The sequence below is a fragment of the Caballeronia sp. dw_19 genome (assembly GCF_018449515.1).
Classification (GTDB): Bacteria; Pseudomonadota; Gammaproteobacteria; order Burkholderiales; family Burkholderiaceae; genus Caballeronia.
Genome location: NZ_JAAVUQ010000032.1, coordinates 1 through 26494, shown reverse-complemented (window position 1 = coordinate 26494; position 26494 = coordinate 1). Strand labels below are relative to the sequence as shown.

Annotated in this window: 23 protein-coding genes and 3 pseudogenes; 14 read left to right on the top strand and 12 right to left on the bottom strand. The window is 60.9% G+C overall.

All coding sequences use genetic code 11. The features are described 5' to 3' along the window. The 3 genes from HB376_RS30760 to HB376_RS30750 are packed head-to-tail and all read right to left on the bottom strand — an operon-like array spanning position 1 to position 2394. Complete coding sequence (locus HB376_RS30760) at positions 1-1146, bottom strand: acyl-CoA dehydrogenase family protein (protein ID WP_213767444.1); 1146 nt, start codon at positions 1144-1146, stop codon at positions 1-3. Between the two features lie 2 nt (positions 1147-1148). Next, positions 1149-1913 (bottom strand): enoyl-CoA hydratase/isomerase family protein, encoded by a 765-nt coding sequence (locus HB376_RS30755; RefSeq protein WP_213767443.1) that lies wholly within the window; start codon positions 1911-1913, stop codon positions 1149-1151. A 55-nt stretch (positions 1914-1968) separates the two neighbouring features. Then, a complete protein-coding gene (locus tag HB376_RS30750) occupies positions 1969-2394 on the bottom strand; it encodes a MaoC family dehydratase (RefSeq protein WP_213767442.1) in 426 nt (141 codons plus the stop codon). 398 nt (positions 2395-2792) lie between these two features. Here HB376_RS30750 and HB376_RS30745 point away from each other — a divergent pair, with 398 nt between their 5' ends. Genes HB376_RS30745 through HB376_RS30735 form a run of 3 tightly spaced genes read left to right on the top strand, consistent with a single transcriptional unit; the run spans position 2793 to position 5652 of the window. Next, positions 2793-3821: a TRAP transporter substrate-binding protein gene (locus HB376_RS30745; RefSeq protein WP_213767441.1), complete on the top strand. Its 1029-nt coding sequence runs from the start codon at positions 2793-2795 to the stop codon at positions 3819-3821. A gap of 14 nt (positions 3822-3835) precedes the next feature. Further along, the gene (locus HB376_RS30740) at positions 3836-4369 is read left to right on the top strand and encodes a TRAP transporter small permease (protein ID WP_213767440.1); all 534 of its coding nucleotides are present in this window, start codon (positions 3836-3838) and stop codon (positions 4367-4369) included. A gap of 11 nt (positions 4370-4380) precedes the next feature. Then, entirely contained in the window at positions 4381-5652 is a 1272-nt protein-coding gene (locus HB376_RS30735; RefSeq protein WP_213767439.1) for a TRAP transporter large permease, read from the top strand. Between the two features lie 15 nt (positions 5653-5667). Here HB376_RS30735 and HB376_RS30730 read toward each other — a convergent pair whose 3' ends face one another. Beyond that, positions 5668-6114 (bottom strand): MaoC/PaaZ C-terminal domain-containing protein, encoded by a 447-nt coding sequence (locus HB376_RS30730; RefSeq protein ID WP_213767438.1) that lies wholly within the window; start codon positions 6112-6114, stop codon positions 5668-5670. 247 nt (positions 6115-6361) lie between these two features. On the opposite strand from HB376_RS30730, the gene HB376_RS30725 reads away from it, so the two are divergent. Together HB376_RS30725 and HB376_RS30720 are read left to right on the top strand one after the other, a co-directional pair. Continuing rightward, positions 6362-7891 carry a CoA-transferase gene (locus tag HB376_RS30725; RefSeq protein WP_213767437.1) on the top strand — a complete coding sequence of 510 codons (1530 nt, stop codon included), beginning with the start codon at positions 6362-6364 and terminating at the stop codon, positions 7889-7891. Positions 7892-7905: 14 nt separating this feature from the next. Continuing rightward, positions 7906-9636 (top strand): FAD-binding protein, encoded by a 1731-nt coding sequence (locus tag HB376_RS30720; protein WP_213767436.1) that lies wholly within the window; start codon positions 7906-7908, stop codon positions 9634-9636. Here HB376_RS30720 and HB376_RS30715 read toward each other — a convergent pair. Beyond that, positions 9633-10682 (bottom strand): LacI family DNA-binding transcriptional regulator, encoded by a 1050-nt coding sequence (locus tag HB376_RS30715; RefSeq protein ID WP_213767435.1) that lies wholly within the window; start codon positions 10680-10682, stop codon positions 9633-9635. The two genes, HB376_RS30720 and HB376_RS30715, sit on opposite strands and share 4 nt — an antisense overlap. 96 nt (positions 10683-10778) lie before the next feature. On the opposite strand from HB376_RS30715, the gene HB376_RS30710 reads away from it, so the two are divergent. The 9 genes from HB376_RS30710 to HB376_RS30670 all read left to right on the top strand — a co-directional run bounded on the left by HB376_RS30710 (position 10779) and on the right by HB376_RS30670 (position 20833). After that, a complete protein-coding gene (locus HB376_RS30710) occupies positions 10779-12083 on the top strand; it encodes an MFS transporter (RefSeq protein ID WP_213767434.1) in 1305 nt (434 codons plus the stop codon). A gap of 193 nt (positions 12084-12276) precedes the next feature. Then, positions 12277-13335 carry an ABC transporter ATP-binding protein gene (locus HB376_RS30705; RefSeq protein WP_213767433.1) on the top strand — a complete coding sequence of 353 codons (1059 nt, stop codon included), beginning with the start codon at positions 12277-12279 and terminating at the stop codon, positions 13333-13335. Between the two features lie 18 nt (positions 13336-13353). After that, positions 13354-14391: a LacI family DNA-binding transcriptional regulator gene (locus HB376_RS30700; protein ID WP_213767432.1), complete on the top strand. Its 1038-nt coding sequence runs from the start codon at positions 13354-13356 to the stop codon at positions 14389-14391. Positions 14392-14489: 98 nt separating this feature from the next. Beyond that, entirely contained in the window at positions 14490-15563 is a 1074-nt protein-coding gene (locus HB376_RS30695; protein ID WP_213767493.1) for an extracellular solute-binding protein, read from the top strand. Positions 15564-15617: 54 nt separating this feature from the next. Then, complete coding sequence (locus tag HB376_RS30690; protein WP_213767431.1) at positions 15618-16688, top strand: extracellular solute-binding protein; 1071 nt, start codon at positions 15618-15620, stop codon at positions 16686-16688. A 44-nt stretch (positions 16689-16732) separates the two neighbouring features. After that, the gene (locus HB376_RS30685) at positions 16733-18475 is read left to right on the top strand and encodes an iron ABC transporter permease (protein ID WP_213767430.1); all 1743 of its coding nucleotides are present in this window, start codon (positions 16733-16735) and stop codon (positions 18473-18475) included. 9 nt (positions 18476-18484) lie between these two features. Next, a complete protein-coding gene (locus tag HB376_RS30680; protein ID WP_213767429.1) occupies positions 18485-19624 on the top strand; it encodes a CoA transferase in 1140 nt (379 codons plus the stop codon). Continuing rightward, a complete protein-coding gene (locus HB376_RS30675; RefSeq protein ID WP_213767428.1) occupies positions 19608-20420 on the top strand; it encodes an enoyl-CoA hydratase-related protein in 813 nt (270 codons plus the stop codon). The genes HB376_RS30680 and HB376_RS30675 overlap by 17 nt, the downstream gene beginning before the upstream one ends. A 2-nt stretch (positions 20421-20422) precedes the next feature. Then, positions 20423-20833 carry a hotdog domain-containing protein gene (locus HB376_RS30670; protein WP_213767427.1) on the top strand — a complete coding sequence of 137 codons (411 nt, stop codon included), beginning with the start codon at positions 20423-20425 and terminating at the stop codon, positions 20831-20833. 8 nt (positions 20834-20841) lie between these two features. Here HB376_RS30670 and HB376_RS30665 read toward each other — a convergent pair whose 3' ends face one another. The 7 genes and pseudogenes from HB376_RS30665 to HB376_RS30630 form a co-directional block, all read right to left on the bottom strand. Next, entirely contained in the window at positions 20842-21612 is a 771-nt protein-coding gene (locus HB376_RS30665) for an enoyl-CoA hydratase-related protein (RefSeq protein WP_255631644.1), read from the bottom strand. A 148-nt stretch (positions 21613-21760) separates the two neighbouring features. Continuing rightward, complete coding sequence (locus tag HB376_RS30660) at positions 21761-21997, bottom strand: hypothetical protein (RefSeq protein ID WP_213767425.1); 237 nt, start codon at positions 21995-21997, stop codon at positions 21761-21763. A gap of 79 nt (positions 21998-22076) precedes the next feature. Beyond that, positions 22077-22298, bottom strand: a pseudogene (locus tag HB376_RS30655) (DDE-type integrase/transposase/recombinase); the annotation flags it as partial. 75 nt (positions 22299-22373) lie between these two features. Next, the gene (locus tag HB376_RS30650; RefSeq protein ID WP_213767424.1) at positions 22374-23273 is read right to left on the bottom strand and encodes a group II intron maturase-specific domain-containing protein; all 900 of its coding nucleotides are present in this window, start codon (positions 23271-23273) and stop codon (positions 22374-22376) included. Continuing rightward, positions 23270-23608: a group II intron maturase-specific domain-containing protein gene (locus HB376_RS41810; RefSeq protein ID WP_213767423.1), complete on the bottom strand. Its 339-nt coding sequence runs from the start codon at positions 23606-23608 to the stop codon at positions 23270-23272. The genes HB376_RS30650 and HB376_RS41810 overlap by 4 nt, the downstream gene beginning before the upstream one ends. A 39-nt stretch (positions 23609-23647) precedes the next feature. After that, positions 23648-24355: pseudogene (gene ltrA, locus HB376_RS41305) on the bottom strand (group II intron reverse transcriptase/maturase). Between the two features lie 728 nt (positions 24356-25083). After that, positions 25084-25902: pseudogene (locus HB376_RS30630) on the bottom strand (reverse transcriptase N-terminal domain-containing protein); the annotation flags it as partial. Between the last annotated feature and the right edge of the window lie 592 nt (positions 25903-26494).

Sequence of the window (26494 nt, the reverse complement as noted above, 5' to 3'; positions counted from 1 at the left end):
TCAGGCAAGCAGATGGCGCGCGATGATCATCCGCTGGATCTCGGAGGTTCCCTCGACGATCTCCAGCACTTTCGCGTCCCCGAATGCACGCGACACCGGGTACTCGCTCATCACGCCGTAGCCGCCGTGGATCTGCAGGGCCTGGTGGGCAGCCTGCATCGCGTGCTCGGTGGCAAACAGCTTGGCCATCGACGCCTGCTGGTCGAAGCGCTGACCCGCGTCCTTGAGCGCGGCGGCATCGTAGAGCATGAGGCGCGCGGCGTGCGCGTGATGCGCCATGTCCGCAATCTTGAACTGCAGCGCCTGGAATTCGGCAATCGGCTTGCCGAACGCGCGCCGCTGCTTCATGTAGGCAACCGAACGATCCAGCGACCCCTGCAAAATTCCAAGCGCGAGCGCGCCAATCAGGATTCGGCCGGTACTGATCTGTGCGAGCGTCTGGCGCAGGCCAGCGCCGGGTTCGCCGAGCAGGTGCCCGGCGGGCAGCGCGCAGCCTTCGAAGAACAGTTCATAGGTGCTGGATGCCCGCCAGCCGATCTTGCGAAGCTTGCGTCCGTAGGTGAAGCCGGGGGTGCCATTGGGCACGATGAAGTTCGATATATCCTTGCGCCCGTCGGGCCGGGTGCCGGTCACTGCGGCAATGACGACCGGACCGGTAACCTCGGTGCCCGAGTTGCTGATGAAGGTCTTCGATCCATCGATGATCCAGCGCTCGCCGTCCTGCCTTGCGCGGGTGGCGATGTTGGCGGCGTCGGAGCCGGCGTTGGGTTCCGACAGGCCGATCGCACCCACCTGCCGGCCATCGAGAATCGGCCGCAGATAGCGGTCCTTCTGTGCCTCGGTGCCGTAGTTGGAAAGCAGGCTCGCCACGGTCGAATTTGCCATCAACGAGTTCGCCACCGCGCAATCCACCCGCGCCAGTTCTTCGAGCACGATCACATACGACAGCCATTCGCCACCGCCACCGCCGAACGCTTCCGGGTAGGGCAGTCCGGCGAAGCCGAGTTTGCCCGCGCTGCGCCAGATGTCATAGGGAAAGGCTTCCGCTTCCCATAAGGCCTCGGAAACCGGAGCGATCTCCTTTTCCGCAAACCGGCGGACGGTGTCGCGTATCTGGGTGTGTTGTTCGTTCAGCCAATGCGGCATAGTCAGCTCTGGGCTTGAAGGGTCGATCGCGCAACGCTGGCTTGCCGAGCCGCCCGGCGCTCAATGAACGCATCGAGACCGGCGCGCGCGGCCGCGCCTGCGAAATTTACCGCGTAATGCGCCGCCTCGAAATCGAGACCGGCGCCGAGTGGCAGTTCCGCGGCGCGGTTTAGCGATCGCTTGGCCATTTCCAGCGCGAAGCTGTCGTGCGCGGCGAGTGTCGAGGCGAATTCGAGCACCGTGTCTAGTAGCAAATGTAGCTCGACGATCCGCTCTACGATGCCGAAAGCCAGACATTCGTCGGCGCTGAAATGACGGCCGGTCAGCACCATCTGTTTCGCGCGTGCGATGCCAAGCTTGGCTACGGCGAGCTGGGTTCCTCCCCAGCCGGGCATGGTGTTGAGCGTGATCTCCGGAAAGCCGAACCGGGCGTTCTCGGCGGCGATGATGAAATCGCAGGCGAGCGCCAGTTCGAAGCCGCCGCCGAGTGCATAGCCGTTGACCATTGCGATGGTCGGCTTCGCCAGTTCGTGCAGCTTCATGAACACTTTCTGGCCGGTAGCCATCGCACGGTAAGCGCCGATCGGATCGAGTCCGGCGAGTACTTCGACATCGTTGCCCGCGGCGAACGCCCGGTTGCCGCTGCCGGTGATGACGACGATACGGGTGGCCGTGTCGGCGAGCGCATCATCGAGCGCCACGTCGAAGGCTGCGAGCAGGTGCGGAGAAAACGCGTTGAGCTTGTCGGGACGGTTGAGCGTCAGCAAGCGCACGGGGCCAGACTGTGTGGCGAGGATAGGGGTGCGGTCGTCGTGCATCGCGTTACAGTACCTTGAGCCAGGTGCTGCCCGATGCGACCACGGTGCCGTCGTGGCGCGTGACACTCGCCGTGAACACGCACACGTTGCGCTCTTCATCCTTCTCGCGCAACGTGAGCCGGGCTGTCACCGTATCGCCGATAAACACCGGTGCGTCAAACGTGATGTCGTAGCGATAGGACACCGCACCGGGGCTCGGCGCCTTCGCCGCCATGTGGCCCATGACCGTAGAAAGGAAGCCGACCGAGAGGCAGCCCTGCGCGATACGCTTCTCGAAGCGTGTGGTCTTTGCATATTCCTCATCGATATGAACGCCATAGAAATCGCCGACGATTCCGGCGAACCCATAGATATCGAATTCGGAAACGGTCTTGGCGAAATCGGCGGTGTCGCCGATGGTGTAGCAATCCATATGCGGTCGTTTGGACATGTCGGCGTGCAAGTGAATGGTCAGGAATGACCCGGCATGTCGGTCTCGCGCCACGCCGGATGGCATGGCACAAATGTAAAGAGAACGGCGGGCTGACCGTTAGGACGCTTTGCGCGAATGCTTGGACTTTCTGGATCGACGCGACAGTCGGGTGTGCCGGTTTGTAAATCGCCAGCGCTCCCCATCCGTCAAGGTGACCAAGGGTTTTCGCCATGTCGGGAGAGCGGCGAACATGGCTGACCCCATCTCGAGCTGCGGCATATCCGTTAAAAAGTACAAGGATTTCGCAGCGCGATCCTAACGCCCGCCGGCTCCATTCGCGAATACTTGGGTTACCCGGGCAGAAGACCATTAACAGCGTCGGGAGCACGATCCATTCGAATACGGAAGGAGACAAAATGAAAGCGTTCTACAACGCGCGCCGCTCGTGGCGCGCCATGATCGTTGTTGCGTTGGCGGGTGCCTGCGCCTTTTCGGGCATCGCCCATGCCGACGACAAGATCGTGATGAAGCTGGGCCACACGCTTGCCCCGGACAATCACTACCAGTTGACGGCGCTGCTCTTTGCGAAGGAGGTGGCGCAACGGACCAACGGCCGGGTCGAAGTGCAGGTATTCCCGCAGTCGCAACTGGGCGGTGAAATACAGATGACGCAGGCGCTGCGCACCGGCACGCAGGAGATGATGATCTCCGCGCAGGCGCCGATCGACAACACCATCAAGCAGTGGCAGATCTTCGACATGCCTTACCTGTTCAACAGTGTTGACCAGGCGAACGCGGTGCTGCAGGGGCCGGTCGGGCGCAAGTATCTTGACATGATGAAACCGGTCAATATGATCGGGCTCGCGTGGATCTCGGTCGGCGAGCGCAACCTGTTTACGGCGAAGAAGCCGGTGACATCGCTGGCCGACATGAAGGATCTGAAGATCCGCGTCATGCAGAGCCCGGGGTATATCGCGGGGTACAAGGCGCTTGGCGCCAACCCCACGCCGCTGCCCTATAACCAGCTGTTCCTCGCGCTGTCGCAAGGCCTGGTCGACGGTGCGGATACCTCGCCCGAGCAGTTCGTCCAGGACAAGTTCTCCGATGTCGCGAAGCACTTCTACGTGACACATGTGAACTACCTGCCGGTCGTGCTCGCGATCAGCAAGACCGCATGGGACCGCCTGACGCCCGATGAGCAGAAGGCCGTGCAGACCTCCGCCAACATCGCCGCGCAATGGGACATCAAGGAGTACCGCAAGGAATACGATGCGGCGCTCGAACAGATGAAGAAGAACGGCACGCAGGTGACCATCGTCGATACTGCGCCGTGGTTTGCCGCTACCCAGTCAGCGCGCGAGGAACTCCTGACCAAGATCCCCGACGGCCATGCGCTATACGACGAGATCAACGCCGCCGAGAAATCCTCGGTCGCCTCGAAATGAAGCGAGGGTCCATCATGGACAAGCTTGCCCGCGGCCTGCTCCGCATCGACGACCTCGTGCTCAAGCTCACGTTGTTCCTGTGCGGCGGCCTCCTCCTGGCGATGGTGGTCGTGGCCGGGCTCGGCGTGATCTTCCGCTTCGTGCTGCACAACTCGCTTTCCTGGTCGGATGAACTGGCGGCGTACCTGTTCGTCTGGCTCACCTGCCTCGGCGCCGCAGCGGGCGTCAAGTTGCGCGTGCATCCCGAAGTGCGCATCCTCGCCGATCGCTGTCCGCCAGCGCTCTCGCACTTGCTTGCAGACCTGATCGACTGCGCGATCCTCGCGCTCGGCGCAGTTTTCGTGGCCTATGGTGGCGACATGCTCGACCTGATGGGCACGGAGACGGCGGCTTCGCTACCGATCTCGATGGTGTACCCGTATCTGTCGATCCCCGTGTGCGGCGCATTGCTGGTCTTCCACTCGGCCGTGCGCATCGCGGTTTCGCATCTCGCGCCCGGTGCGCAGGTGCGGCCGTCGATTGCGGCCGGCGTCTCCGAACATATCTGAGGCTTAACATCATGTGGGCACTTGCTTTGGGCGCCGGACTTCTCTGCCTGGGCGTACCGGTCGCCATCTGCATCGGGATCGCGGCGACAGTCGCGCTGTCGGTCAACGGCACGCCGCTGCTCATCATTCCGCAGCAGCTCTTTTCGAATCTCAACAACGTCGGACTGCTCGCCATTCCTTTCTTCATGTTGACCGGCGCGATCATGGACTCGGGCGGGGTGTCGCGGCGCATCATCGATTTCTCGCAGGCGCTGGTCGGTTTCATGCGTGGCGGCATCGGGCAGGTGACCATCGTCGCCAGCATGTTCTTCGCCGACCTGTCCGGCTCCGCCACAGCCGATACCGCAGCCATCGGGTCCGTCATGATCCCGGGCATGGTCAAGAAGGGTTATGCGCGTCCTTTCGCGGTCGCCTTGCAATCGGCGGCGGGCTCGCTCGGGCTGCTCTCGCCCGTGTCGATGAGCATGCTCGTGTATGCCTATACCGCGAATGTGTCGGTGGGGACAATGTTCATTGCGGGCATGCTGCCGATGCTGCTCGTGGTCGCCTCGTTCATGCTCGTCAACTACGTGACTGCCGTACGCCAGAACTACACAGCGGTTGAACCGTTCTCGGCGAAGAAGCTCTGGATCACGTTCAAGGAAGCGTTCTGGGCGCTGCTCACGCCGATCATCATCCTTGGCGGCATCCTGGGCGGGATCTTCACGCCGGTCGAGGCAGGCGTGGTAGCGGCGGTCTATGTGACGCTCGTGAGTACGCTGATATTCAGGACACTGAAGCTCTCGCATTTCAAGGATATCCTCACACGTACCGCCGTCAACACGACACGCGTCTCTTTCCTGCTCGGTCTCGCGTTCGTCCTCGGCCGCTACCTGATCGAAGCGCAGATTCCGCTGCATGTGGCAAACAGCTTTCTGTCCATCACCACGAGCGCGATCATCCTGCTGATCCTGATCAACCTGTTCCTGATTGCGATCCACTCAGTGCTTGAAACCATCTCGAGCATTGCCGTGGTGATCCCGGTGTTCCTGCCGCTGGTTATCCAGATGCACATCGATCCGGTCGTGTTCGGGGTGATCGTGCTCGTGAATTCGGCGATCGGCATCAACCTGCCGCCGATCGGGTTCTGCCTCTTCACGGCGGCGTCCATTGGGGGCGTGTCCGTTGAGAAAGCGACCCGCGCGATCCTGCCGTTCATCTTCGCGCTGGCGGTGGACCTGATGCTGATCATCGTGTTCCCGCAGATCCCGCGCTTCCTGCCGAACCTGCTGGGTATTAAGTAGCCAGCGGGGGTGCGCTCAGTCGGCATTCACGTTCACGACCCACTTCGTGATGTGCTTGCCGACCGCGACGAGCTCTTTGTGCTGGTTCAGGACTTCCATGTCGGCGACGGTCCTGAGGCGCTCGTGATCGAGCACGGCGACGCGGTAGACAACCGTCACGGTATCGCCGAAGAACACCGGCTTCAGGAATCGGATGCCGTCGTAGCCGAGGGAAACGGGGGTGGTACAGATGCCTTTCGAAAGGCTCTGTTCCTGCATCCGGGTGGACGCGGTCGACATGAAGCCGATCAACAATGCACCATGGACGATGCGCCGCCCGTAGATCGACTGCTTCATGAATTCTTCGTTCACATGGTTGTTCGAGAAGTCGCCCGAGATGCCCGCGAAGAGGTAGGTATCCGATTCGGTGACGGTCTTGGAGAAGGTTACGGTGTCGCCGACCTGCGCGTGCATGCGTTCCATGACTGAGTCCTTTGGGGTGGATATCGTTGATATTTTCGATAGATTATGAAAGCGTTTGCAGGATTTTACTGCCGACATAAAAGATGCTACGCGGCTCTGTTGCTCCATGCAATCAGGCATATTGTTGGACGTATTGGGGTTTTCCTTGATCAATAAATTTCGACATGATGGAATTTCCAGTCTTATACTCGATTAATGTTGAAAACGCTTTCAGACGAAATATTCCATCGCTAGGATGCGAAAAAGCATGAAGAAAGTCGAGATTCTCAGCGCGGAACAGGCGGCCTGCCTAGTGAACGATGGCGATACGCTCGCGATCTGCGGATGTGAAAACATCCTGTCGCCGGAAACCCTCCTCAAGGCGCTCGGAGAGCGCTTCGCGCAGACGGGTGCTCCGCGGGACCTCGTGGAGATCCACCCGATCATCGTCGGCATGGGAGTCGGCAAGGGGCTTGAACATCTCGCGCAGCCCGGTATGGTCAGGCGCGCAATCGGCAGCGGCTTTAGTTACCTCAAGACCTCGCGCTACACGCAATTGCTGAAGGACAACGCGTTCGAAGCGCATGTCGCGCCGATGGGCACGCTGTTCCAGATGTTGCGCGACACCGCCGCAGGCAAGAAGGCGACGTTCACGCAAGTTGGCCTGCACACGTTCGTCGATCCGGAACTCGAAGGCGGCAGGATGAATTCGCGCTGCGAGGGATCTCTTGCGCGTCGTGTCGATATCGAAGGCGAAGCTTATCTGCGCTACGAATTGCCGCGTATCCAGGTGGCTTTCCTGCGCGGAACGACCGCTGACGAACACGGCAACATCAGTCTCGAGCATGAACCGGTCTCGCTCGGCGTGAAGACGCTGGCAATGGCGGCGAAGAACTCGGGCGGCAAGGTGATCGTGCAGGTCGCTCGCATGACGCAGGGCGGCACGCTGCATCCGCGCATGGTTGAGATTCCTGGCATCTACGTCGATGCGGTAGTGGTGGACCCCGAGCAGGAAGTGTCGGGCGGCGCGCGGCTCAATCCGGCGCTGACGGGACAAACCCGCTTGCCGGTGAAGCACATCGGCGTCGTGCCGCCGGGACTCGCACGCATCGTGGTCAATCGCGCGGCTGACGAGGTTGAAGAGCACCAGGTCGTGAACCTGGGCGTCGGCATACCGGTCGAGATTCCGAAGCTGCTGGTAGAGCGCGGCCAGGGTGACCATGCGGTGTTTTTTCCCGAGCACGGCTCGGTAGGCGGCATACCCGGCGAGCGGGCGATCTTCGGCACCAACATCAATCCCGAGACCATCGTCGATTCGACCCAGGTGTTCGAATATTTTCAGGGCGGCGGGCTGGACGTGACGTTCCTCGGCTTCGGTCAGATCGACGCCAGCGGCAATGTCAACGTGAGCAAGTTCAACGGCATCATCCCGGGGTGCGGCGGCTTCATCGACATCACCCACAAGACCGCGAAGGTCGTGTTCTGCGGAACATTCTCGGCCGGTGGCGCAGAGATCGACATAACCGACGCGCAATTGTGCATTCGTGCGGAAGGCAAGTTCTCGAAGTTCGTGCCGCAGGTCGAGCAGGTCACGTTCAACGGGCGCGAAGCATTGCGAAAGGGCCAACGGGTGCTTTACGTGACCGAACGCGCAGTGTTCTCGCTGCAGCGCGATGGGCTGATGCTCGAAGAACTCGCGCCTGGCGTAGACATGCGCACGCAAGTGCTCGACCTGATCCCGTTCGACGTGCGCGTCAGTCCGGCACTCGCCACGATGAAGGCGACGCATTTCATTTGAAGGAACGAAGCGAGATGACCAGCGAAGCAAGGGAAGTCACGACGGACGTGTTGATTGTCGGCAGCGGCGGCGCCGCATTGCGTGCCGCGCTCGAAGCCGATTCGGCCGGAGCCTCGGTGCTTGCGGTGATTAAGGGTGAATTCAGGAAGAGCGGGGCGACCTTCCACAGTGTGGCCGAAATCGGCGCGTTCAATGTGCCGGATGGCGCGGGTGACGCCGAGGACAACCCCGAAGTATTCCTGAACGATATCCTGACGGCGGCGCAGGGCATGGCCGACCCGCGCCTCTCTGCAATCCTGGCAAACGAAGCCACCGACACGCTGCGCTACCTGGAACACTACGGCGTCCATTTCGAGCGCGCCGGCGACAAGTATCTCGTGTTCCGCGCCTGCTTCTCGTCCAAACCGCGCTCCCATGTCATCCAGGACCATTTCAAGCCTATCCTCAAGGCGCTAGGCACGGAAGCGACACGGCGCGGCATCAAGGTGATGGACCGGCTGATGATCGTCAACCTGATCGCCCGCGACGGTGAGTGCCTGGGCGCGCACGCCATCGATGCCGATGGTAAGCCGGTCGTGATTCGCGCAAAGTCGACCATCCTGACAACGGGCGGTGCAAGCCAGCTGTTCGCGAAGAACCTGTACCCGTCGGACATCACCGGCGACGGCTATGCGATGGCTCACCGCGCGGGCGCACGGCTCGTGAACCTTGAGTTCATGCAGGCTGGCGTAAGCGTGCTGACGCCCTTTATCAACCTGTTCGGCAATTATCTGTGGGATGCACGGCCCAATCTCACCGATCGCGACGGCAACCCCTTCCTCGCCGACTACCTCCCGCGCGGAATCGAGCTGGACGACGTCATCAGGCAGAAGGAGCGGCATTTCCCGTTCAGCGCGAGCGACATCTCGCGCTACGTCGAGATCTCGATCCAGCAGGCGATCAACGATGGCCGTGGCACGCCCGAAGGCGGCGTGTATATGGACTTTGTCGGACGCGACTTCGACGCGATCCTGAAGGACAGCAGCCGCAGCATTGCCAAGATGTGGCCGCTGACTTACGAGTGGTACAAGCAGCGCGGTGTCGACCTGTACCGCGACAAGGTCCAGATTACTTGCTCGGCGCATGCAATCAACGGTGGCCTGTATATCGATTCGGATGCCGAATCGAACCTGAGGGGACTTTTCGCGGCCGGCGAAGTGGCAGCAGGCCCGCACGGCGCCGACCGGCTCGGCGGCAACATGGCGATGACGTGCCAGGTGTTCGGCCGGCGTGCGGGGATTGCAGCGGCCCGACGCGCGCGCGGGATGGATCATCGCATGGCGCAGGACATTGATCGTGAGCATCAAGCCTTCATGGCGAGATTCAAAGGCGACGGCAGCGAATCGCTTGCGGATCTGCGCGGCGAATTGCAAGTCGCGGCGAACCGTCACTTGCTGATCATTCGTGACAAGGCAGGATTATCTCGCTTTAAGGACGTTTGCCGCGATATCCGGCAACGGCTGTTGCAACGCGCCCGCATTGATACGCCGGAGGATCTCGTCCATGCGATCGAACTCGATAACCTGGCGGATGTGGGCGAGCTGATGGCGACGTCGGCGCTCGCTCGCCGGGAAAGTCGCGGCGGTCACTACCGTCGCGACTTTCCGGAGTCGGACCCGGCTTACGAATACAACCTGCTGCTTGATCGCAACGAGCCGGACGGCGTACTTAGGGCGCGGCTGGGAGACCTGTCATCAGGTACTTAAATGCGCGGCGGCGCCGATGATGCGCGGATCAATGCTTCCGTTGCAACCAGCGTCAACGGCACGGATTCATTGGCAAGGGCCTGCACGATGCGATCGGCGCACAGCGAACCTATCTCGCGTGCGGCAACACGCACGGTGGTGAGTGGCGGAATGAGATGGCGGGCGAATTCGAGATCGTCGAAGCCGGTCAGCGTGACATGGTCGGGAATGCGGTAGCCGAGGCGGGTCGCTTCGAGCGTCGCGCCAAAAGCGAGGATGTCGGTCATGCACATGATTGCCGTGAGCTTCGGCTCGTTATTGATCAGTCGCGCAAAGGCGCGGCGGCCGTCTTCGATCGAGTAGGGCACCTCGACGAGCCGGCTTTCGGGGAGCGCGAGACCCGCGCCGGAAATCGCGTCACGTACGCCCTGGACGCGTGCCTGGATGCGGTCGTTGTGGACAAACGGGCTGGCGATCACGCCGATCTCGCGATGGCCGATGCGAATGAGGTATTCGGCAAGCTCGCGTGCAGCCGCCCGATGGTCGAACCCGACGCAGGGCAGGCCGCCTGATGAATGATGGGTGAACGCGCAGAGCGCGGGCACGTTGCGCCGGCTCAGTAACGCGTAGGTCTCGGGCAGGTGGTTGTCACCGATCAGGATAATGCCGTCGACACCCCGATTCAGCAGTACGAGAAGGTCCTCGTATTCCTTCGGAGGGTCGTACTCGGAGCTGGATATGAGCAGCGAAAAACCGTGCTCGTCGAGACGCTTTTGCAGGGCGACGACCCAGTCGGAAAATATCGCAGTTCCGAGTATCGGCACGATGATGCCGATCGTGTTCATGCGTTTCGAAGAAAGCGCGCGCGCCGCGGGATCGGGGAAATAGCCGAGTTCGGCAAGGACGCGCTCCACGTTCTCGCGTACTGCCTCGCGAACCATGTGCGGCGAATTCATCACGCGCGACACGGTGGAAATGGACACGCCGGCACGGTCTGCCACGTCCTTGAGTTTGGTCCTGCCAATGGCGATGGCTGGTTCGGGCTGAGTGGTTTTTGTTCGTTTCATGGCGCGGACGAAGCAGCTGCAAGGGCGCCGGTTGCGGCGCAATGCCGCCAAGCGTAGCACGCAGCACGGAATACACCACGGACATCGGGAGACGTCATGCTGAATCAACAGGTCGCAAGTACGACCCTCGTCGACGAAGAAGTGTCGACCTATCGCAAGGTGACGTGGCGCATCTTGCCGTTTCTCACGCTGTGCTACGTGGTCGCCTATCTTGACCGTGTGAACGTGGGGTTCGCCAAGCTGCAGATGGCAACCGACCTGCATTTCAGCGAGACCGTATACGGCCTCGGCGCGGGGATCTTCTTTCTTTTCTATGCGGCCTTCGAGGTTCCGAGCAACCTCATCCTGTACAAGGTCGGCGCCCGCAAGTGGATCGCGCGGATCATGATCACGTGGGGGCTGATCTCGGGAGCCTTCATGTTCGTGCAGTCGCCGATGCAGTTCTATGTGTTGCGCTCGCTGCTGGGCATCGCTGAAGCTGGGTTCTTTCCCGGCGTCATCCTGTACCTCACGTACTGGTATCCGGCGCAGCGTCGTTCGAAGATCATCGCGACCTTCATGGCTGCCATGCCCATCGCCGGTATCCTGGGTGGTCCGATGTCGGGCTGGATCCTCGACAGTTTTCACGGCTCGGCAGGCCTTGCCGGCTGGCGCTGGCTGTTTCTCCTCGAAGGTTTGCCGGCGGTCGTGCTGGGTATCGTCGCCATGTTCTGGCTCGACGACGGCATCCGCGACGCCCGCTGGCTCGACAACACCGAGAAGGCGCTGCTCGATCGCAACATCGCCGCGGAGGAACGAACCAAGGTGGCACATGGATCGATGCGCGGCCTCTTTGCCGACCCGCGCGTATGGTTCATGGCGCTCGTGTACTTCTGCCTCGTGATGGGCCAGTACGGCATCACCCTGTGGCTCCCCACGCTCGTAAAGGGTGCAGGTATTCAGGGTAATCTCAACATTGGTCTAGTGACGGCGATACCCTATGTTGCCGCCGCCATTGCGATGATCGTGTTCGGCTTTCGCAGCGATCGAACGCGGGCGCGGCGCCTGTATCTCATCATCCCGCTCGTGCTCGGTGCGATCGGTTTCGTGGGCGCCGTGCAGTTCGAGTCGAACACGGTGCTTGCGATCGGCGCGCTCGTGGTGGCTTCGGTCGGAGCGGTGTCCGCGGCGCCGCTCTTCTGGCCATTGCCGACGGCGTTCCTTGGTGGAGCGTCAGCGGCGGCCGGCATAGGGCTGATCACCGCGCTTGGTAATCTCGGCGGATTTTTCTCGCCTTACATGATCGGCTGGCTCAGGGATGCGACGCACAGCGGACACTCGGGCATGTATGCGCTTACCGCGTTCCTGCTGCTCGGCGCGCTCATCGCGTGGCTGACGCCGGCCACGCTGGTCGATAAATGAGCGCGATGCGGGTATGCGCGATATTGACGCCTGAAATCGCGCGGTGTTAGGGTGATACCCAATCGATACGTAATCGATTAACCTCCCGTCCAGCCTGCCTGTGTGGATTGCGCCCGAGTAATGTGGCGTTGAACGGGGACAGCGGCGCGGGAGTGCCGCGGACGCGAGCGCGCCGATGGCGCACGGAGGCGTGATGATCACGATTCAGGGTTTGCGCAAGACTTACGGACCGGTCGTCGCGCTCGATTCGATCGACCTCGATATCAAGACGGGAGAGGTCATCGCGTTGCTCGGACCTTCGGGTTGCGGCAAGAGCACGACGCTGCAACTGGTAGCCGGGTTCATCGCTCCTACTGCCGGGGAGATCAGGGTGGGCGAGCGACTCCTGTCCTCATCCCACTCGGTGGTGCCACCCGAGCGACGAGGCATGTCGCTCATTTTCCAGAGTTATGCGATCTGGCCGCATAAGACGGTCGCGGAAAACGTCGCCTTCGGCTTGCAGGTGCGAGGCGTGCCGAAGGCGCAGATCGTTACCCGCGTGAAGCAGCATCTGAGCACCGTGCGGCTCGATCATCTGGCCGAGCGCTACCCGTCCGAGCTTTCCGGTGGCCAGCAGCAACGAATCGCGCTAGCGCGCGCACTGGTCGTCGATCCGGAAATCCTGTTGCTCGACGAACCCCTTTCGAACCTTGATGCAAACCTGCGCGAAGAGATGCGCTTCGAGATCCGCCGCCTGCATGAAACGACCGGAATCACAATGATCTACGTGACCCACGACCAGACTGAAGCCATGGTGTGCGCGGACCGGATTGCGGTGATGAACAAGGGCCGCATCGAACAAATCGGTTCGGCCTTCGAGATCTACGAGCAGCCGCGCACGCAGTTCGTGGCGTCGTTCATCGGGCGTGCGAACACGTTTTCGGGCGAACTTGTCGAGCAGGGGCTCGTCCAGACAGGTGGCTCACGCCTGCAGGCCATTGACGAATCCGGAGCCCGCGCAGGGATCGCGGTGACCGTCTGTGTACGGCCGCATCGGGTTGCGCTGGGCAGCGCGCCGTCAGGCGGACCGGCGAACAAGCTTCATGGGCGTATCGAGCGGGCGGCATACCTTGGGGAATCGTCGGATTACCTTGTTGAGCTGACCGACGGCACGCGCATTCGCGCACTCGTGCCACCGGAGACGCGCTATCAGGTGGGCCAGCAGATCGACGTCTACCTGCCTGTGCGCGATTGCCGCGTCGTGGCCCAGTAACCGGGACGCCACGCACCTATGCTTGCGAACCCGGCCACCATCAAGGACGTCGCCAGTCGAGCCGGCATCTCGGTAGCGACCGTTTCGCATGTCCTCAACGGCACGCGCAAGGTCCGTGTGGAAACGCGGGACCGGGTGTTTGCAGCGATTGAAGAACTGGGCTACTCGGGTCACAGCATCGCGCGCAGCCTGCGACGCGGCCGTACTGCGACCCTCGGGCTGGTCGTCTCCGATATCGAGAATCCGTTCTTTGCCGTGCTCGCAAGCCATGTGCAGCGCGCTGCGTTGAAGAAGGGTTATCAGGTGATCTTCGGCAACAGCGAGGAAAGCGGCGAGCGCGAGCGTGAAATACTCGATGCGCTTGGCGCCCAGCGCGTCGACGGCATCATCCTCGCGCCGGTTGCGCAGGCGAACGTGGAAGCCATGGCGCGGCGGCGCATCCCGCTCACGCTCGTCAATCGCCGCTTCGAGGGCGTTGATGCGCCGCATGTGATCGTCGACGACCACGCAGGGGCAAGTCTCGGCTTCGACCACCTGTGGACCCTCGGACATCGCGAGATTGCGATCGTCCATGGCGGCATGCAGCACAGCACGACGCTTGCTCGCGTCGCGGGTGTGCGCGACGCGTACCGGCAGCGCGGCATCGTTTTCGACGAAACGCGTCTATCGATTGACGCGGGCCGCTCGGGCGACGCCGGTGAAGCAGGCCTCGTCGCGCTGATGGCTTCCCGGCAGCGTCCAAGCGCCATTCTCGCGCTCGGCAACTGGCCGATGGTCGCGGCAATACGCGGCCTGCACCGAGGTTTGATTCGGTGTCCGGACGATGTATCGCTTGTCGGCTACGGCGTGACGAGTCCCTACTGGATGCCGGCCTCGTCCATATCCATGGTCGAGCAGCCGGTCATCCAGATGGCCGATGCATCGGTCCGGTTGCTATTCGATCAGATCGAGAAGGTGGTGCCGGTGGAGTCGGTGATGCTGCAGCCGTTGTTCTCGGCCGGCGAGTCCTCGGCACCGCTGAAGAGGCCGCTTCGACGGGCCTCGGGTAAACCGTAGAGCATCTTTGTTTGACGCATCCTAAATGCTTTCCTATGCTGACGTAATCGATTACGTATTTTAAGAAATTCCGCATTTAGCGGACAGGAGACAGGACCATGAACGACGGATCCGAACGTATGATGCGCTGCTCGCGCCGCGACTTCATCAGCGGTGCGGCAGCGACTGCGGTGGTCGCGGGCGTAGGTCTCTCGCCGTTTTCGACGCTGCGTGCGCAGCCCGTCGATACCGCGGCGCTTTATGCGGAAGCGAAAAAGGAAGGGCAGCTTGTCTGGTGGTGCGGCCATCTGGATCGTCCCGCGATGCAATCGGTGAAGGAAGCCTTCATGGCGACCTATCCCGGCATCGACTTGAGCGCGACCTGGCAAACCGGCGAGATCGTCTTTACACGCGTGCAGCAAGACCTCAAGGCCAACGTACGGGAAGTCGATGTCTTCGGCACCTCCAACGCCGGGCACTGGCCGTTGCTGAAAAAGCAGAACGTACTGGTGGAGTTCCAGACCTCGGGCGCCGACTCGCTCGGCAAGCTCTTCAAGACGGTCGATCCCGACCACGCTTTCCGGGCAGCAGGCGTGGAAGTGGTGATCATCAACTACCGCAGCGACAAGGTCCAGAAGCCACCGACGAAATGGACCGACGTGCTGAACCCCGAGTGGAACGACAAACTCACCTTCGGCAGCCCGGCATTCTCCGGCGACGTGGTGAACTGGACCATCGCCATGCTCGACAAATACGGCGACAAGTATCTGATCGAGCTGGCGAAACGCAACCCGAAGATCGGCCGTTCGATTCTCGGTACGGGCACCGATATCCTCTCGGGCGAACGCATGGTAGGTCACGGCGTGGATGCCAACACGTTCCTGCTCAAGCGCGCTGGCAATCCTATCGACGTGCGCTTTCCCGACGACGACGCCATCCTCGCGCTCGGATATACGGGAATCCTGAAGAATGCGCCCCATCCGAACGCGGCGCGGCTCTTCATGGAGTTCAACGATTCGCGCGAGTACTCGCAGGCGATGACTAAGGCGTGCCGCTTCCCGATCCGCTCAGACGTGCCCTCGTTCAGCGGTTTGAATCTCGACAATATGAAGACCTACAAGAGCTCGATCGAGCGTCTCTCGACCGGAACTGCCGATGCGATAGCGAAGTGGCGCTCGGCAATGGGCATCTAGCTCGATCAAGATTTTCGACGCATACGTAATCGATTACGTTGGGAGAAACTCATCATGAGCAATCGACAGGAAACGGCGCCTGATCTGGCGCGCCGCCGCTTCATCGCGACGTCGGCTGCGATGGCGGTATCGGGCGGCAGCCTGTTGTCGAACGCTGGCCGCGCTCAGGCGCAGGCGGGAACCGAGGCGCTCTACGCGGCTGCAAAAAAAGAGGGGCGGCTCGTGTGGTGGTGCGGCTTCCTGGACCGCCCGACCATGCAAATGGTCGTCGAGGCCTTCGTGCAGACGTACCCCGGTGTCGAGGTGGATGCGCTCTGGCAAACCGGCGAAGTCGTCTATGCGCGCATCCAGCAGGACATCAAGGCGCAGGTCGAGGAAGTGGATGTGTTCGTGACGTCCAATGCCGGGCACTGGCCGGCACTCAAGAAGCAGAACGCGCTGGCGGAATTCCGTACGTCGAACGCGGCGTCACTTGACGCGGTGTTTCGCAACGTCGATGCGGACCAGGCGTTTCGCGCGGCCGGCGTGGAAGTGGTGATCATCAACTACCGCAGCGACAAGGTGAAACAGCCGCCCGCGAAGTGGACCGATTTCCTGAGCCCCGAATGGAACGACAAGCTCACCTTCGGCAGCCCGGCATTCTCCGGCGACGTGGTGAACTGGACCATCGCCATGCTCGACAAATACGGCGACTCCTACTTCACGCAGCTTGCGAAGACGAACCCGAAGGCGGGGCGCTCGATTCTCGGAACGGGAATCGATATTGTCTCGGGCGAGCGCCTGAGCGGGCACGGCCAGGACGCCAACACATTCTCGCTGGAGGCCGCAGGCAACCCGATCGACGTCAGGTTCCCCGACGACGGCGCGGTGCTTGCACTCGGCTACACCGGGATCATGAGAACGTCGAAGCATCCGAATGCGGCGCGACTTTTCATGGAATTCACAGAGTCGAAAGTTTATTCGCAGGTGATGGCGCACGCCTACCGGTTTCCGCTTCGGACCGACGTGCCATCGTTCAACGGCGTTGCGCTGAAGAGCATCAAGACCTACCAGAGTTCGATCGAACGACTGTCGGCCGGCACGGCCGAGGCCGTATTGAAATGGCGTGGGGCGATGGGAATATGAAGCGCTTGCCACCTTCCTCCAATCCAGCCCACGGCGAGATTTCCATGTCGACCACACTGCTCTCGAAGGCTGAAAGCATGCCGCCTCGCGCTCAGCGCTACCACTTCAGCGTGCTGTTGTTGCCCGTGTCAGCCCTCCTCCTGGTGGCGATGGTGCTGCTGCCGCTCGGCTGGCTCGTCGTGATCAGCTTTCAGTCGGATGCGACCAGCGCGCTCACCGTGCAGAACTACGTCGATGCGTTCAGCGATGGATCCAGCCGCCTCGCGGTGCTCAACTCGTTGCTGCTTGCCGGCTGCGTAGCCGCGCTTGCGACGATCGTGGGAACGCTCCTCGCGTGGCTCATCTCGCGTACCGACATGCCCTGCAGGAAACTCGTGCGTGCGCTGATCCTGGCTTCATTCGTCACGCCTTCGTTCCTGGGCGCGCTCGCATGGATTCTTCTTGGCAGCCCAAACGCGGGCTGGATCAACCGGATCTGGGTAGCCATGACGGGAGCGGACACGCCGCTTGTCAACATCTTCTCCTTGGGTGGCGCGATCTTCGTGATGGCGATCTACGCTATCTCGTACCCGTTCAGCCTCGTTTCGAACGCGCTCGAACAAGCGCCGAGCGAGTATGAAAACGCAGCCCGCACCCTGAGTGCCGGGCTCTTTCGCATCACGCGCTCGATCACGCTGCCCCTCGCCATGCCCGCGATACTGTCGGGTTTCATCCTTTCGTTCCTGGAGGCGATCGCAGCTTTCGGGGTACCGGCCTTCATCCTCATTCCAGCAAGAAAGCCCGTGATGACCATCCAGCTTTTCTCGCTGTTCTCCGAGTTTCCGCCGCGTCTTGGCGAGGCGGCCGCGTACGGCATGCCGCTCCTGATCGTGACGGCCTTGCTGCTGGTCGCTCAAAAACGCATCCTGCGCCGGCGCAGTTATACGCTTATCACAGGCAAGGGCGGAAGCTTCCGGCGCGTGCCGCTCGGCGCCTGGCGCTGGCCTGCACTCGTCATTGCAATGCTGCCGCCGCTGCTGTCGGTGATCCTCCCTTATGGCGCCATGTTGCTCGTCTCACTCTCCCGGGCATGGGGACGTGGACCGTTCGCGCCGCACAATCTCTCGCTGCACTGGTACTACGCGACCTTCGTCGAGAGCACGTCGACCCGCGCCACGCTCGAACACAGCCTCATGTACTGTTCCGCGGCCGCGACCATCGCCGTGGTGGTGGCGACTCTCGTCGCCTACGTGCGCGCCCGGCGCGTGCTGCCCGGCAGCGGCGTGCTCGGCTTCATCGCGATGGCGCCTTTCGTCGTGCCGGGCATCGTGCTCGCGATCGGTTTCTATGCGGCCTATTCGCATCCGCCAATCCAGCTCATCGGCACGGCCTGGATCCTGATCATCGCGTTCGCGACGCAGTTCCTGCCGATCGCGTATGCCAACGGTCTCTCGATGATCGGCGCGCTATCGGCCGACCTGGAAAACGCTGGGCGCATCCTGGGCGCGAGCCGCTTCCGGGTGCTTTGCTTCATTACCGCGCCGCTCCTGCGCGGCGCGCTGCTTTCCAGCTGGCTGCTGATCTTCATCTCGGCTTTCCGGGAGCTGTCGACGGCGATCTTTCTCTTCGTCGGTAGCACGGCGGTCATCACGACCACCATTTTCGATTACTCGTCCTCGGGCAATTACGAGGCCTTGTGCGCACTCGGCATCGTGATGATGCTGATCATTTTTACCGTCGTCATTGTTATCTACCGGTTGTTCGGGGTGCGCGTGAATCGCCTCCAGACCGCCGAAATCACTCACTGAGGAGCAGCCATGCCCGGCCCACTTTCCAACATCAAGGTCCTCGATTTCACGCATGCGCGAGCGGGCCCGCAAAGCACGATGATGATGGGCGACCTCGGCGCCAACGTCATCAAGATCGAGCGGCCGGGTGGCGAGATCGGCCGCGCCTGGGGGCCGACCTACGAGGGCGAGCGCATCGATTTCATGTCGGTGAACCGCAACAAGCGCAGCATCGAGCTGGACCTGACGCTGCCCGCGGACGTGGAGCTCGCCCACGCGCTTGCGGCCGACGCCGACGTGCTCGTGCAGAACTTGCGCCCGGGCGTGATGTCGTCGTTCGGTCTTGGCGCCAGCGAGTTGTTGGCGAAGAATCCGTCGCTAATCTATTGCTCGATCAACGGCTACGGTCCTGACGGTCCGCTCGCGCTCGAGCCTTCCTACGACAACGTCATCCAGGCTTATTCCGGGCTCATGAGCATCACCGGAACAGATGCTTCGGGCCCGATTCGCTCGGGCCTACCGCTCGCTGACCTGCTTACCGGCGTGTTCGCGGCGTTCGGCATCCTGGCTGCCCTGCACGAACGCAACCAGTCGGGCCTCGGCCAGCACGTGCAGGTGTCGCTGCTGCAAAGCCTCATCAACCTGATGAGCTTTCACGGCCTCACTTACCTGCTAACAGGCAAGACGCCGGGCCTTGTCGGCAATCATCACCCGATCATGGCGCCCACGGGCCTCTATCCGGTAAGCGACGGCCATATCGTGATCCAGGTGTCGAACGACCGCGAGTGGCAGCGGCTTTGCAAGGCGCTCGCACTCGATGAACTCGCGAACGACGAACGGTTCGTCATCAATGACGCGAGGGTCGCGAACCGCGAACTCATGAACCGCTTGATCAACGAGAAGCTGGCACAACGCACCCGTGCCGAGTGGATTGCGTTATTGCGGGCGGTTCGTGTGCCTGCGGGCGCAGTGAACAGTGTCGCCGAGGCGCTCGACGATCCCCAGGTCAGGGCGAACGACATGGTGATAAACATGGATCATCCGGTACTCGGGTCCATCCCGGCGCTGGGGTATCCCGCCAGGTTCGGCCGTACGCCGTGCGAGATCCGGCTGCATCCACCGGAACTAGGCGAGCATACGGAGGAGGTGCGCAATGCCCGACACTTCTGAATCCATGCGTCTCGCCCCGAACGTTGCCGTACAGGCGCGCATGGACGGTTCGATCGCGACGGTGACGATCGACCGCCGCGACGCGCTCAATGCGCTCTCCGATGATGTGCTCGACAGTATCGAGAGTACCTTCGGCTCGCTTGCCGCGGATCCGGACGTACGCGTCGCCGTACTGCGAGGCGCGGGCCACCGCGCGTTCGCTTCGGGCGCGGACCTGAACACCTTGCGAACGTTCGACCCGGGATCGGCCCAGCAACATTTTGACCGGCTGAACCGGGCATTGCGCGCAATCGAGCAGGCGCCGTTTCCGGTCATCGCAATGATCCACGGCTATGCGGTAGGCGGAGGCTGCGAGTTGGCGGCAGCCTGCGACTTGCGCATCGCTGGTTCGAGCGCGCGCATCGGGGTGCCGATCGGGCGACTAGGACATTGCGCGGACCGTGAGAACTTGCGACGCCTGCTGCGGCTCATACCGCCCGCGTACGTCAAGGCAATGGTGATGACCGATACCCTGTTCGATGCAGGTGAGGCGTTGCGCATCGGCTTCTTGAACTGGGTCGTGCCCGATGCCATGCTGGATGCATTCACTCAGGAGATGGCCACGGCGGTCAGCCAGAAGTCGCCGTTGGGACTGAGGGCATTCAAACGGGCCTTCGATGAAGTGATGAGCGGGTCTGTCGAACATGCGAGCGTGCCCGAGGAGGACATGATTACATCGCTGTGGGCGACGAAGGATTTCCAGGAAGGCGTGAGCGCATTCTTCGAGCACCGGACGCCGCGCTTCAACGGGAGCTGACATTGAACGAGACCGCTATCCGGCATCCTATCGACGGGCGCTTTGAGATAGGCCTGTCATTGACGAAGACATGGCCCGTCGACGAGTCGATCACCGTGGGTGCGCATGGCACGGTGCCATTGCCGGTGCTTGCCACGCCGCATCTCATCTTCATGCTGGAAGACACGTGTGTGCTATTGGCACGGCCCGGGCTGAGCAGCGAAGAAGAGACGGTTGGCACGGCCGTCCATATAGATCATCTCGCGGGGGCGAGGGCCGGGGACACGGTCGACGTCTTCGCGCAGCTCGTGACCGTGCGCGGACGGCGTCTCGTGTTTCGCGTCGAGGCGCGCAACGGCAAGACGGTGATCGCGCGGGGACTGCATGAGCGCGCGGTGGTCGAGCTCCGGCAATTCGACGCGTCTCCCGGTTGAGTTGAAGGTCAACGCCCTACAAAACGCGGAGCTCGTTTTTCTACGAAAGCCCGGTGCCCTTCGGCGCGGTCTTCGGTTTCGAAGACCGCGCGATTGGCTTCTCGCTCGCGCTCCTTCCCCTCGCTCAATGTGGTGTTGAAGGCATCGAGCACAGCGCGCTTGGCGAGCTGAACCGAGAGCGGGGCACGCGCCGCAATCAGCACCGCCAGCTCGACAGCGCGCGCTATTGTGCGTGAAGGATCGACCACTTCGGCAACGAGTCCGTGGCGCTCGGCGTCGATGGCCGAGAGTGCTTCGCCCGTCAGCACCATCTTCATGGCAAGGCTCTTGCCGAGTACGCGCGGCAGGCGTTGTGTGCCGCCGTCGCCCGGCAATCCGCCGATAGTGATCTCGCGCTGCGAGAACGTCGCGGTGCTTCCCGCGACAACGATGTCGGCGAGCATCGCGAGTTCGTTGCCGCCGCCGAGCGCATAGCCGTTGACCGCGGCAATGAGGGGCTTGGGAAAGGTCTCGATTGTTCGCCATCGCTCGAGTCGCAGCGGGTCCGCATACCCCTCATAGCCGCGTGCCGACATGTCGGCGATATCCGCGCCAGCGCTGAAATAGTTGTCATGCCCGGTAAGCACGACGACGCGTACATCTGCGCTGCCCATCGCCGCGAGCAGGACCTGTTCGATTTCGCCGAGCAGTGCAACGCTCAGCGCATTGCGTTTCTCGTGGTGATCGAGCGTGACCAGCCAGACGAAATCCGCGGGCTGCGCGAGTTTGATGAACTGCAAGCAGGGGAGTCCGGAAGTGGATGGGATGTTCATTGCTCTGGTGTGCCCATGGTTGGAAGGCTTCGATCCGAAGAAAATCCAGAGTAGACGATTAGCGATCTGTCGGCAATCGGTTAGCGGCCTCGTGCTGAATCCGGGATCCAACGGACTACGCCCTCACATCCGTGCCGGCGCTCTGACCGGGGGCTTCGGTCCGAACTGGCCGGATGGCAAGAATGACTAGTCCACCGACAACGCCCAACACTCCCAGCAATGCGAACACGAGGGAGAAGTTCCTGGTCATTTCTTTCAGCCTGCCGACCAGGATCGGCCCGACAAAACCATCCAGGAGATTGCCAAGACCGCCGGTGAACGCGATCGATGGAATCGCCCATCGGCGTGGCAAGAAGTCGGTCGACAGGGCCGAGATGGTTCTGTCGCAGTAAGGAAATTAGGTGGAGGTGAGACAGAACGGATAGGAATGCTTATTTCGTGAGATCGTAGAATTGCTCGGCGACTGAACGACGCCGTCCATCGTCACTCTTCATCTGCCCTTTCGCTATCATGTGCATGAGTTCGATACCGCCTAAAATGATGCGGGCGCAACGGAAGCTCTTGAATCCTAGCATTGGTCGTACGATTCGTTTGATCGATCGATGGTCTTGGTCGGGTAGCAGCAGCGCATTGCTGTGCTGCTGCCCCCTAAGAACCGTACGTGCGCCTTTAGGAGCATACGGCTCAAGCCTCTACAAAGGCATCTATCGACACCCGGTAGCACAACTTCATTTCCCGGCATACTGCGGATTTCTACGGCAATTGAGATGGTGCACTCGGAGGTTGCTGGCTGCATCCGTCCCGCCATCAGCTTGCGTCACAATATGCGTAACATCCCAGCGGGTGTTCATTGTGATGGGCTGCTGACAGTTAGAACACAGGCCATCTTGCCTTAGCCATACACGGTACAGCTTACGGCGACCTCGTACCGAGTTCAGCATCTTCTTACCCCATCGGGATTCGAAGTACGGCGCCCATTGCAGATCGTGCGGATTGGCGCCCGCTTTGATCTCGACATGCCGTTGTATTGGCGTGTCCGACTTGTGCAGCAGGGTGAGCTCCCGCTTCGTTCCATCCTCTTGTTTTTCTGTGACGGTCAATACCCAGTTCCGGGTGCCTCGGGTCTTGAAGTACTTCTCTTTGACCCATCTGGCTCCTTTGTTGGGGTTCCTTCTTACCGCCCATCGCCATAGCATTGACCAGACCTCGTGATCAACCCGGTCGAAGGCTTTCTTGGCGACTACATGGCTGTGGTAATTCGCCCATCCTCGAAGAACAGGATTGAGCAGCCTTATCAGGCTCGCCTGTTTAGCCGTCTTGTTGGCCTTGATGATTTCACGAATTTTGTCAAGATGCGCCTTGACGTTCGCTTTCGACGGCTTCATCAGTAGCTTGCCGTTGTACTTGCGAATGTTCCATCCGAGGAAATCAAACCCATCCTTGATGTGCGTTATTCTGGTCTTTTCTGGCGATAAGACCAACCCGCGTTCCGCCAGAAATTCGACCACTGCGGGCCTGACCTCATGCTCCAACCACTCTTTCGAGTGGCCGGTAATAATGAGTCGAGTCGCCCCGGGGAACTTCCCCCCGAGGCGCTCACGGAACCGGACGTGAACGTCTCCGCTCATCCGGCTCTTCCCATTGAAGCCTGTCCCCATAACAGCGACCAATGCGCGAACAGATGCGTTTCCTTCCGTGCAACGCGTGCGAGCCAGTGACTGGCTCGTCGGCGATGCCCGCGAAGACGCTTATGCTTGCGAGTCAGCCACAACACGAGTTTGCGATCGATCTGCCTGAGCGTGGGGTACAGTTCGGACTTGTAGAACGCACCGTAATAATTTACCCACCCTCTGATTTTAGCGTTGAACATATGCGCCAAGTCGAACAGGGACTTGTCACTGCGATTTTGCAGATTCCAATTCCTGACCTCTTGACGAATTGCTTTCCCCGCCTTGGCACTCATCGCCGGACTGAAGTTGACGAAGGTTTTACCCCATCGGTTCTAGGACAGTCGAGGCCTAAATGTATAGCCCAGAAAGTCAAAGCTCGTTTCGGCGTAGTTCCCGCGCCGATCAGCATCCTTGCAGTAGACCACTCGGGTCTTCAGCGGATGCAACTCCAATCCACATTGCGCGAACCGCCGGCCCAAAGCACCAATTAGTGATTCGGCCTGCGATTGACTGCGACAGTGGCACACAACATCATCGGCATACCGTTCAAAGGGTACTTGATCAAACTGACGCTGCATCCACATATCAAAGGCGTAGTGCAGGAACAGATTGGCCAACAGCGGGCTAATGACACCACCCTGCGGCGTCCCTCGCGTTCGCTCCAACATTGTTCCATCCAGCATTTGCACCGGCGCCTTCAGCTAGCGTTCGATGTACATCACGACCCAGCGGTCCTGAGTGTGATGTCGCACTGCCTTCAGCAGCAAGGCGTGGTCGATGTTATCAAAGAAGCCTTTGATGTCAATTTCCACAGCCCATGCAAACTTCCAACAACGCTTCCTCGCCTGCGCAATAGCATGGTGTGCGGATTTTCCCGGTCGATAGCCGTACGAGTCTTCATGGAACAGGGGTTCCAGAACAGGCTCAAGAACTTGCTTGACGACCATCTGAGCGATTCTGTCCGACACGGTGGGTATACCGAGCGGGCGCACTCCGCCATCAGATTTTGGAATTTCCACACGCCGAACCGCCGGCGGCATATAGCTTCCAGAGGCAAGCCTGTTCCACAGCTTGTAGAGATTGTCCACGACGTTCTCGTCAAACTCGGTCAGGGTCTGCCCATCAACTCCTGCCGCACCACGATTTGCTTTAACCCGTTTATAGGTTTCCCATACCTGGCGTTTGCATATGGGAAGCGGCTTTGCCGACGCCGCAGCAGTCCTCCCGCTGGCGTCGCCGCCCGCGGTTGCTGCCTCGTCATCAGCACAATGGGGCAAGCTCTTCGCTCCAGATCCATTACGATCCTTCAACGCTACTACGGCTTGCTCCGCCCCTGTACTCCGCATTGGTACTCTCGCGCTCATGGGGCCTCCACTTGCGCTTCTCCCTTGACATCGGAGTGACAGGTTCCCACGTTCCCCACAAGAGCCTGGATCGACTTCACGCCGCTTTCATGCCGGATGCCGCGCAGGCAGTAAGCAGGTCGCCCCCCGCGCTTATCCCATGGGAACGACTCCACCATGGTTTCGACATCGTGTATACGCTTTCGACACATCATCAACGGTTCACTTTCGTTCGTCTCTTCGATCCGTACCTGATCGGGTCTAGCCCGACCTTTTCCCATCTCGCTCACCACCACGTCTCTTTAACGCAGCAGCAGTGGGTGGTTTGGTGCCTGCGCCTGTACGCCGACACCGAGGGGCCGTCCCTCATCTCTCATGCAGCACGGCGCGCCGAAAGTTCCCCTTCGTTACGCCTTCGTGGCACACTCGTCCGCATAACGCACCATGTTCATTTTCAGTCCCCTCAGTTTCGCTCGCGGGAATTTTTCCGCTAGCATCGCTTCGAGGCCATCGAGTGTCATGTTGGCTGCCACCGGTGAAATAATTCCCCCTTGCGGGGTGCCGGCGTCAGTGGGGAAGAGTTCGTTTTGATACACGTATCCCGCTTTGAGCCACTTCTTTAGAATCACCTTGTCCGTGGGGATATTGGCGATCATCCAGTCGTGGGAAATTTTGTCGAAGCAGCCTTGGATGTCGGCCTCCAGCACCCATTCCGCACTCGCCTTTTTTGCCAGAGAAATGAAGCATTGTCCTCCAGCGTCAGCCGTCGAGCGTTCCGGCCTGAACCCGTAAGAATTCAGATCGGCGGTGGTTTCCGCGACGGGTTCGAGCGCTAGCAAATGTAAAGCTTGCATTGCCCTGCACCGCATCACGGGTATGCCGAGGGGCCTCGTCTTGCCGTTTTTCTTCAGAATAAAAACCCTCCGAAGCGGAAGGGGCGAATAACCCCGCCTCTTCAACGATGCAATCGCGTTGGCCTTTGCCGCCGGTGTTTTCCACGTTACCTTGTCCACACCGGGGGTGTTCCTGCCTTTGTTTTCAGTCACCCGCTTCACGGCTAATGCACGGCCGCTGAACGAGTGGGTCAGCGGCCATTGCAGGGCTTTCACCCTGTTATGGCGGCCGGCCTGTACCGCCTTCACCATACGCGTCTGTAGCCCTCTTACCTGGCGTTGAACATTGGCCCAATTGATGCCGTCCCACGTCATGCCGGAAGACGCACGCGCCCGTGTTGCTGCACTCATTTGCTTTCCTCCCGTATAGATGGTTCTGCAAACTCTCTGGTGAGGAGAGACCATGAGGAAGTCTGCCCGCTTTCGCGTCGGGTGATGTTGCAACCCGTATCCCGTCCATTACAGCCGGGCATTCGCTTTTTCCCCGTTCCTGTGCCCGCACCGCCATGGGCAGACCTCGCAGCCTGCTGTCCCGAAGGGAGCGATACGGGGTTTCCACGTTCCGCTTATGGAAGTACGTCGGGTTAGGTGCCTGCTCTGGGCCGGGAGGTACATGGGTCACGAAAGCGTAATAGAGAAACGCTGTTCCCACCTCCGGTACCGTTTTGGTTCGAGCGCAATAGCCATTTCCGCTCGTTCAACGTAACGACCCTACTGCAGATTCAAATGTTTTCACCATACCGACTATCTGGCACTCATCCGGCGTATGGCTGCCAGAAGGGTACGCCTCTCGCGATTGATACCCCGCGCCTTGCGGCGCTTCGTTACGTTGTCAGAGCCGCTCTTGATTCAGGCTCCTAGATTCACCGGGTGACACCGGTGGTTCACTCCTTCTATACCGCGAGAAGTGAGAACAACTTCTGTAAGCGACTTCGTGTCGCAC